At 56.7% G+C, this 9459-nt stretch carries 5 protein-coding genes; 2 read left to right on the top strand and 3 right to left on the bottom strand.

Annotated features, from left to right (window positions below; genetic code table 11):
- Positions 1-680: 680 nt before the first annotated feature.
- Entirely contained in the window at positions 681-827 is a 147-nt protein-coding gene (locus ABD971_RS28525; RefSeq protein WP_345327140.1) for a hypothetical protein, read from the top strand.
- Positions 828-1135: 308 nt separating this feature from the next.
- On the opposite strand, the gene ABD971_RS28520 is transcribed toward ABD971_RS28525, so the two are convergent.
- Positions 1136-1531, bottom strand: coding sequence for a response regulator (locus ABD971_RS28520; RefSeq protein WP_339946515.1), 396 nt, complete (start codon positions 1529-1531; stop codon positions 1136-1138).
- Between the two features lie 193 nt (positions 1532-1724).
- On the opposite strand from ABD971_RS28520, the gene ABD971_RS28515 reads away from it, so the two are divergent.
- Entirely contained in the window at positions 1725-2735 is a 1011-nt protein-coding gene (locus tag ABD971_RS28515; RefSeq protein WP_425571385.1) for an AAA family ATPase, read from the top strand.
- Between the two features lie 943 nt (positions 2736-3678).
- Here the strand turns inward: ABD971_RS28515 and ABD971_RS28510 are convergent.
- Together ABD971_RS28510 and ABD971_RS28505 are read right to left on the bottom strand one after the other, a co-directional pair.
- Positions 3679-7356, bottom strand: coding sequence for a DUF1553 domain-containing protein (locus tag ABD971_RS28510; protein WP_345327139.1), 3678 nt, complete (start codon positions 7354-7356; stop codon positions 3679-3681).
- 93 nt (positions 7357-7449) lie between these two features.
- Positions 7450-8925 carry a DUF1501 domain-containing protein gene (locus ABD971_RS28505; RefSeq protein ID WP_345327138.1) on the bottom strand — a complete coding sequence of 492 codons (1476 nt, stop codon included), beginning with the start codon at positions 8923-8925 and terminating at the stop codon, positions 7450-7452.
- Between the last annotated feature and the right edge of the window lie 534 nt (positions 8926-9459).

The raw sequence follows: 9459 nt of genomic DNA, 5'->3' as shown, positions 1-9459 counted from the left end.
TTTGATAAGCGGCTATTGCCGAATTTTAACACGGTCGCTCCCAGCTTCGCTGGGCGGGTGACATCGGTAGCGGAAGTCGTCAAGACTTTCGTTGGCGGTGTATCCGTGCGGTTTCGAAACTTTTGACAAGTTCCGCTACGGGAAGCATTGTCGCTCGGCTTTCCAAGCCGTTGGCGTGCGTCGGGGTTAGACGCCAGAGCGAGAGAGACGCTTGTACTGACAATGGGGCCTTCAACGCTAGCGGTTCCAGCTTAGAAAGCTGGCCGACAATGGCGTCCGCCGAGGTTTCCGAAACTCTTGACGAGTGTCGCTACGGGTGAGTTTGCTGTCGCCCCTGCCGGGGCTTTGCGAATTCGGTTTGACCGCATTCCTTGGGCTTACGCCCAAGGCTACATGCTGCCGCCACGTCCTTGGCTGAAAAGTGTTAGACTTTCAATTTACAATTTTCAATTGTCAATTTTACCTTTTCAATAATTCGGTTTGCTAACACGTGCCGCAGGGGGCATGGGGATGTCGATAATACCGAAACTTTTCGCGAGTTTCGCTACGGGGAAGCATTGTCGCTCGGCTTTCCAAGCCGTTGGCGTGCGTCAGGGGTTAGGCGCCAGAGCGAGAGAGACGCTTGCTCTGACAATGGTGTGTTTAGCGTTAGCGGTTCCCGCTTGGAAAGCTGGCCGACAATGGTGCCGAAACTCTTGACGAGTGTCGCTACGGGTGAGTTTGCTGTCGCCCCTGCCGGGGCTTTGCGAATTCGGTTTGACCGCATTCCTTGGGCTTACGCCCAAGGCTACATGCTGCCGCCACGTCCGTGGCTGAAAAGTGTTTGACTTTCAATTTACAATTTTCAATTGTCAATTTAACCTTTTCAATAATTCGGTTTGCTAACACGTGCCGCAGGGGGCATGGGGATGTCGATAATACCGAAACTTTTCGCGAGTTTCGCTACGGGGAAGCATTGTCGCTCGGCTTTCCAAGCTGATTGCGTGCGTCGGGGTTAGACGCCAGAGCGAAAGAGACGCTTGCTCTGACAATGGGGCCTTCAACGTTAGCGGTTCCAGCTTGGAAAGCTGGCCGACAATGGCGTCCGCCGAGCGGTGCCGAAACTTTTGACAAGTTCCGCTACGGGGCGGGTTCCCTAGCGTGGTTTGCTGGGGGACCAGCCGTAGACGTCGATCAGGGCGCCTATGACGACGTCACATAGCTGGTTCAGCCGGATTGGCTTGCTGAGCACTTGGTAGGCCTGCATCGATTCGGCTTCGCGGCGGATCTGCTCGTCCAATTCCGCGGACATCAGCACGCAGGCGGGACGGTCGGGGGTGTCGACGAGTTGCCGCATCAAATCGAGTCCCGTGACGCGTGGCATGTGGACGTCGACCAAGGCCAAGTGGACTCGTCGGTTGCGGATCACGTCCAACGCTTCGTCGCCGTCGCTCGCTTCGCTGACCTGGAAACCTCGGCGCACGAGTCCCTCGCAGACGACACGTCGAAATGCCGAATCATCATCCGTCACGAGCAGGTTGGGCACAATCATAATTAGAACGTCCTCTGATTGTAGGATCCCTTCCGTCCTACGAGCCTACGGGGCACTGCCAAACGGGCAGCCAGGCGAGTACACTATTATAGCTTAGCAACTTTGATGCCGGTGCCATTTTAATCCGCTGGCGGCTTCCATTTGCGTCGTTCTGAATAGGCTGCTTGTGAGTCCTTCTCCGCCAAAACCACCTGTGACGACTCCTTCGAATCGACCAGCTACCTCGCCAGCTGCCGCTGCTACCTCGCCGGCTGCCGCTGCGGCGGTGGGAGAGCTGGCCAAGCGGATCATCGGCAACGTCGAGCTGGCGATCGTGGGCAAACGTAAACAGTGCGTGCTGTCGTTGGTCGCATGGCTGAGCGGGGGGCATATCTTGTTGGAAGACGTGCCGGGGGTCGCCAAAACGATGCTTGCTCGAGCGTTGGCCCGCAGCGTCGGCTGCCGTTTTAAACGGGTTCAGTGCACCCCCGACTTGCTGCCGTCGGATGTGACCGGCACGTCGATCTTTAATCAAAAAACGGCCGAGTTCGAGTTTCGGCCTGGCCCCGTTTTCACTCAGATTCTGTTGGCGGACGAGATCAACCGGGCCACGCCGCGTACGCAGGCATCGCTGCTGGAGGCGATGGCGGAGTCGTGCGTGACCGTCGATGGGACGACCCATTCGCTGAAGCCGCCGTTCCTGGTCATCGCGACTCAGAACCCGGTCGATCACGAGGGGACGTTTCCGCTGCCCGAAGCGCAGTTGGATCGCTTCATGATGCGATTTTCGCTGGGGTATCCTTCGATGGACGAAGAGTTTCGGATGTTAGAGATGCTGCAGGGGGCGCATCCGGTGGACGGGTTAAAGCCGGTAGCGGCAGCCGAAGAATTGGTGCAGGCACAGCAGGAGATCAAGCGGATCCATGTCGATCCTCGCGTCCGCCAATACTTGCTGCAGATCGTGCATCAAACACGTTTACACGAGGATTTGGCGCTCGGCGGCAGCCCGCGAGCGACGATCGCATTGTTCCGTTGTTCGCAGGCGATGGCGGCGATCCGGGGACGAGCGTTTGTCTTGCCGGATGATGTCAAACGCATCGTCGCACCGGTGATGAATCACCGCTTGATCGTCCGTCCCGAAAGTCGATTACGCAAAGTGACGGCGGAAAAAATCGTCGAAGAGATCCTCGGCGAGATCGCCGTACCGACGATCGAAGCGGCGTGAAATCAGGGGGCTATCGGTAGCGGAAGTCGTCAAGACTTTCGTAAGCATTGAAAAGGTTAAATTGACAATTGTAAATTGAAAAATGGTGTTGTTCCGTTGCGGCGTGATGCACCCATTGTCGCACGGCTTTCCAAGCCGTTAGCGTGCGATGCAGTTGATCGTCACGGAGAGAATAACCGCGTCCACCGGGAGGAGTGTCCACCGTTTGCGGATCCAGCTTGGAAAGCTGGCCGACAATGGAGCCGAAACTTTTGACAAGTTTCGCTACGGGTACGTGACGCCGTTAGCGTTTCACCTCCCCGAAACTTGTTTTGGGGAGGTCAGAGCGAGCGGAGCAAGCTCTGGGTGGGGCCTCGGTGTGTTAGAGATAGAACGATCAATTTAGCTGCCACGTTGCCCTCCCCGGAAAACTCGCTGAAGGCTCGTTTTCCGACCCTCCCTGCTGCGCCGGGCGGGTAAGTTCGGTAGCGGAAGTCGTCGAGACTTTCGTTGGTGCGTCGGTCGGGACGAAACTTTTGACAAGTTCCGCTACGGGGCGGGTGAAGTTGGTGGAAGAAATTGAAAAAGTTAAATTGACAATTGTAAATTGAAAAATGAGGGTGCGTGCATTGTCGCTCGGCTTTCCAAGCCGATGGCGTGCAGCGGATTTTGTCGTCGCGACAAAAGTAACCTCGTCCAGGGAGACGATCGTTCACCGTTTGCGGTTCCAGCTTGGAAAGCTGGCCGACAATGGAGAAAGTTTACCGGTGGGGCCTCGGTGTGTTAGAGATAGATGGTTCGATTTAGCTGCCACGTTGCCCTCCCCGGAAAACTCGCTGAAGGCTCGTTTTCCGACCCTCCCTGCTGCGCTGGGCGGGTGATGTCGGTGGCGGATCCAGCTTGGAAAGCTGGCCGACAATGGTGCCGAAACTCTTCGCGAGTTTCGCTACGGGCACGTAGCCGGTTAGAAACGGGTGATCGTTTCGTGCAGATTCAAGATCACGCGGCAGACTTGTCCGAACGCCGCGATCTGACTTTCCTCGGCTTTGGATTTTGTTGCCGACGTGCGACCGACCGCGATGTACTTCTTCGCCTCTTCGGCGTTGGATTGATAGTAAGCTAATTGCCGGTCATACAATCCACGCAGTGCCGCTCGTTCCTCGTCACTGGGGTGCCGCGATAACGCGACCACAAAGGCTGAGTCCAGCCAATCATCGAACGTGCCGTCTTCGTGATCCGCTAACAACCGATCCGCCATCGCGTGCGACGCTTCGGCAAACGACGGATCGTTCAATAACGTCAGCGCTTGTTGCGGACTGTTGGAAAGCGGGCGATCGGCAGTGCATTCGTCTCGCGATGGAGCATCAAAATTGACCAGCATCGGATGCAAGAACGTACGCTGCCAATGCATATACACGCCGCGGCGATATTGACGCGAATCACGGCTGGCTTCATAGCGGCGATTCGGAAACTGCAAATTTGAATAGTGCCCGTCCGGTTGGTAAGGATACACGCTGGAACCGCCCACGAAATCGGTGACGAGCAGTCCGGCGATCGCCAACGCGTTGTCGCGAATCACTTCGGCTTCGAGTCGCCGCGGCGATTGGCTCGCCAACAACCGGTTGTACGGATCACGTTCGCTCAGATCCGGTCGCTGAGCAGCGGTTTGCTGGTAGGTGTGACTGTTGACGATTCCACGGACTAGATGCTTTAAGTCCCATCCGCTCTCGATGAACTCCGCTGCCATCCAATCCAATAACAACGGATGACTCGGCCATTCACCTTGGCTGCCTAGATCGTCGAGCTTGCCTGAGAGCCCGGTGCCAAAAAATTGTTTCCATGTGCGATTGACGACGTGTCGTGAAGTCAACGGATTGTCGGGCGAGGTGACCCAGTTGGCCAGATCGAGGCGAGTTAGCCGTCGCTCGCTGTCGATTTTGGGTTTAGGCAAAAAGTGGGGCGTTGCCGGTGGCGCCAGCTCGCCCGTTTTGTCTTGCCAATTGCCTCGTGGCAAAACGCGGCTTTCGGGAATCCGGTCTGCCGGAACCGATTGGACGCATAGCGACATCGCCATCGCAGAATGCTGCTGCAGAATCTGGTCGCGATAAAAATGGCTGCTCGATCGCTGTTGTGCATAGGGGACCGTCGAGCGATGGAATGCACTGACGAGCTGTGCGTTTTGCTGCTCGCTACGCTTGGACGCAGCCGTTTGCAGCGCCGATCGCAATTCGGGCGTTGCGGCGTCCCAGCCCGCAATGGCGTGTGCGACCGGAGTCACCGAAATCCGCACGCGTCCGACATCACCACTGTGCAGCGTCGTTTGCAATCGATCGTTCGGCGTGATCCATACGGGGGCGGCGAAATGGTAAACGGCGGTGTGCGGGTACTCGGTTTCGTTCGCAGGCAACTGCCACGCTGCCGGACCACTTCGCCACACGTCTTCTAACACGAGCGGTTCCTCGCCACTGGTGTAACGCTTGGGATTTTTGCGGTCCGCTTCGCCCCAAGCAATTTCGATCGCTTCGCGAGTGTCCGCAACCACTTCGTTTGGAACGGCGATTTCGACGGACGGATCGGGGGTGGCCGGAGAAAACGATACCAATTCGCTGCGTTGATCATCCAGCAATTTAACTTGATAACGGCTCAAGCGTTTCGCGTACTCGGCGGAGTCGGTGCGGTTCCAGATGACAATTTTTTCAATTTTCTGTGCCGCGCCGAGATCGACTTCCCACCATGGATCGTTGCCTGGATTGGTATGGGTGACCGATTGAGCGTTGTAATAATGGCCATCGGTGTTGCCGTCGATCGCAAGTGACGCGTCGCCCGATTTGTAGTTGGCCGAGTGGCGAGCTTTGCCTTTGACCGCGATATTTTGCAGTTCTCCGTCGGCGTCTTTGGTAAACACTTGGACTTCGGCGAGCGACAGGATCTTGTTTTTTCCTGGTAACTCGATTCGCACAAAGCGAGGGGTAACGGCGATGGGTTGTTGCGGTTCGGCGGTACCACGATCGAGGTTGACTGAAACGCTCAACGAAAAACGTCCCTCATCACTGCGGCCGACGCGGTTGCCGTGGGCCGCATCGGGCAACACTTGCACGCGGATCGAATTGACCAGCACGGCATCGTCGAGTTTCGTGTCCAGCGTGATTTGCTCGGACTTGTTGGCCGGTCCCGTCAATAGAACCGATTGGTCGTCTTTCAGCGTCGGCTTGGTCTTGCCGCTGGCGACTGCATCCACCACGTCGGCAACGATCCATCCCGAGGGGTTGGTTTTCAGTGTTTGTGCGAGCGACTGTGTCCATTTTGTGTATTCCGCATCTGGCAACACGGAATCCGCCAGTTCGGAATAGAGTTCTCGGTCGCGTTCCGCTTGCAAAAACTTGATCTCGTTTCGTGCCGCTTCGCTTTCGATGCGAATCTCGGGTGGAAACGGATAGTCATTGTTAAAGCCTCGCAGATCAGGATTAGGTGTGTATCCGTAGTCGGCATAGACGCCCCATTGGCGGATATCGTCAAAGAAGGCGCCGAGCGAATAGAAATCATGTGCCGAGAAGGGATCGTATTTGTGATTGTGGCATTCGCAACACGCCAGCGTGCTGCCTAGGAACGCGGTGCCCATCATCCGCACGCGGTCGGCTTTGGATTTCGCCAAGTATTCTTCGGGTTGCGCGCCTCCTTCGCGAGTGACCATGTTCAGTCGCAGCAAACCGGTCGCGGCCAATTGCTGTGGCGTTGGATCGTCAAGCAAGTCGCCCGCCAATTGTTCGCGTGTGAAGAGATCGAAGGGCTTGTTCGAATTAAATGAATCGATCACGTAGTCACGGTAGGGAGCGACACGTTGATTTTGGTCTCCGTGGAAACCGACGGTATCCGCAAAACGAACGAGGTCTAACCAGAAGCTGGCCATCCGTTCGCCAAAATGTTTTGACGATAACAATCGTTCGACTTGCCGCTCGTAGGCATCGGCCGAGGTGTCGTCTAAGAACGATTTCAGCTCGGCGGGTGTTGGTGGCAATCCGGTCAAATCCAGACTCAAGCGGCGGAGCAGCGTGCGTTTGTCGGCGATCCCGCTGGGCGAGATCCCTTCGGCTTCGAGCCGTGCTAGAACGAAGGCGTCGATGGGGTTGTACACCTTGTCGGCGAACGTATTGACCACAGGAACGTCGGGGCGAACGATCGGCGCGTACGACCAATGTTCTTCGTATTTCGCACCTTGTTCGATCCACCTGCGAAACAGAGCTTTGTCGTAATCGGTCAAACGATGGCGGAACTCAGGGGGCGGCATCTGTTCGCCATTGCCTTCGTCAATGATCCGCAAAAACGTCTCGCTGTGCATCGGGTCACCGGGCTTGATGCCGACGGCTTCGTCGTCCGATGGCAACACACCGGTGGCGGCGGCGAACGAATCGATGCGGTACCCGCTGGGGTTTTCTTCTGCGTCGGGCCCATGACACGCAAAGCAGGTGTTGGACATGATCGGGCGAATATGAGCGTTGAACGTCACCTGTTCGGGGATCGCCGGCGTCTTGGACGTGCTGACCAAGGTCGCTGGTTCCGCCGCATCCGCGACCGCGGTGGTGACAAATCCGTGACCCAGGATGCTCAGCGTCGCGAGGACGAAAAAGGTTCGTTGGAAATTCATAATTTAAGAGTTAACTCGATTGTTCGGTAATGTTGGGGCAGCGTTTCAAGCTGGATGCCGCCGTGGACGTTTCTCGCGGGTGAGAAAAAAGAACTATGCGATGATTTCTTTGACAACGCGGCTAGGTTCCACTCCGGTCAACCGCAAATCGAGACCTTGAAAACGTGCGGTCAAACGTTCGTGATCAATGCCGAACAGATGCAGCAGCGTCGTGTGCAGGTCATGAACGGTGACGATGTTGTCGACCGAGTTGTAACCGAGTTCGTCGGTCGCGCCGTAGGCCATGCCAGGTTTCACGCCGCCGCCAGCCATCCAGACGCTAAAGGCGTTGATGTGATGGTCGCGTCCGCTGCCCTGTGCCATCGGCGTACGCCCAAACTCGCCGCCCCACAGCACCAACGTGTCTTCGAGCAGACCGCTACGTTTCAGGTCGGCCAACAACGCCGCGGTGGGACGGTCGGTGTCGCGGGCAGAGATCGGAAAGTTTTTCTCTAGATTGCTGTGATGATCCCAGCCGCGATGGTACAGCTGGACAAAGCGGACGCCTCGTTCGAGCAGTCGTCGGGCCAGTAGACAATTGGATGCGTAGGAGCCGTCGCCAGGACGCTGGACGCCATAGGCATCGAGTGTGTCTTGCGTTTCGGTCGACATGTCAGTCAGCTCCGGCACGGCGGTTTGCATTTTGAAGGCCATCTCGTACTGCGAGATCCGTGTGTCGATCTCGGGATCGACGTACCGTTCGGCGAGCATGGCGTTTAATCGTTGCACTTCGTCAATCACTTGCCGCTGAGTCGATTGGCACACACCGTCGGGGTTGCCGATATAGTGCACCGGCGATCCACTTGCTTGAAAGGCAATGCCTTGGTAGCGGCTTGGCAAGATCCCGGCGCTCCATTGCCGTGCCGAGACCGGTTGCGCCCCGGGGCCGGACGACGTCATCACGACGTAGCCGGGCAGGTTTTCGGTTTCGGCGCCCAATCCGTAAAGCAACCACGATCCCATACAGGGGCGACCTTTAATGATCGAGCCGGTGTTCATGAAGGCATGAGCGGTGTCGTGATTGATTTGTTCGGTCGTCATGCTGCGGATCACACACAAATCGTCCGCCATCGCGCCGGTGTGCGGAAACAGCTCGGACATCTCCAGTCCGGACTCGCCCCATTTCTTGAACTTGACAAACGACTTTCGTGCTTTCAGTTCAGATCCCTGCAATTGGGCAAGTTGTTGGCCTTGTGTGAACGAACTCGGAAACGGTTGTCCGTCGATGCGGTCGAGTGCCGGTTTGGGATCGAGCGATTCGACGTGCGATGGGCCGCCCGCCATGCAGAGATGGACGATCCGTTTGGCTTTAGGAGCAAAATGCGGTAATCCCGGAAGGGCTGGCCAGGGAACCGAATCAGCCCCTCGTGCGCTCGCGGTTTTTTCCGCAGCCGAGGCATGGGAACCTGTCAATGATGCCAGGGCGAGACTACCGATTCCGGCAAACGATTGGGTCAAGAAAGTGCGACGGGCGACGTCGGCCGCGTATTGGGCGCTGGAGCGTTGGGCCAAAAAATGCGATGAAGTCATGAGATCGGTGGGAATGGCGGGGCGAAATCGTGGCGTGAGTATTGGTAGTGCTATTTTAGCGTAACGGAAGTCGTCAAGCCCTTCGTTTCATGGCATATGCCCCCGAAACTTTTGGCAAGTTTCGCTCCCGGGCTTCGCTGGGCGGGTGAATTCGGTAGCGGAAGTCGTCAAGACTTTCGTAAGCATTGAAAAGGTTAAATTGACAATTGTAAATTGAAAAATGGTGTTGTTCCGTTGCGGCGTGATGCACCCATTGTCGCACGGCTTTCCAAGCCGTTAGCGTGCGATGCAGTTGATCGTCGCGGAGAGAATAACCGCGTCCACCGGGAGGAGTGTCCACCGTTTGCGGTTCCAGCTTGGAAAGCTGGCCGACAATGGAGAAAGTTTGCCGGTGGGGCCTCGGGGTGTTAGAGGTAGAAGGTTCGATTTAGCTGCCACGTCGCCCTCCCCGGAAAACTCGCTGAAGGCTCGTTTTCCGACCCTAGTATATGATCATTGTGGTGTTTCGACCGGTTTTCACGTCGATTCGCTGTG

It is taken from the genome of Novipirellula rosea, from assembly GCF_039541335.1.
In the GTDB taxonomy this organism is placed as follows: domain Bacteria; phylum Planctomycetota; class Planctomycetia; order Pirellulales; family Pirellulaceae; genus Novipirellula; species Novipirellula rosea.
Note: the sequence above shows the minus strand (reverse complement) of the source record. Positions and strands in the feature narration are given on the sequence as shown.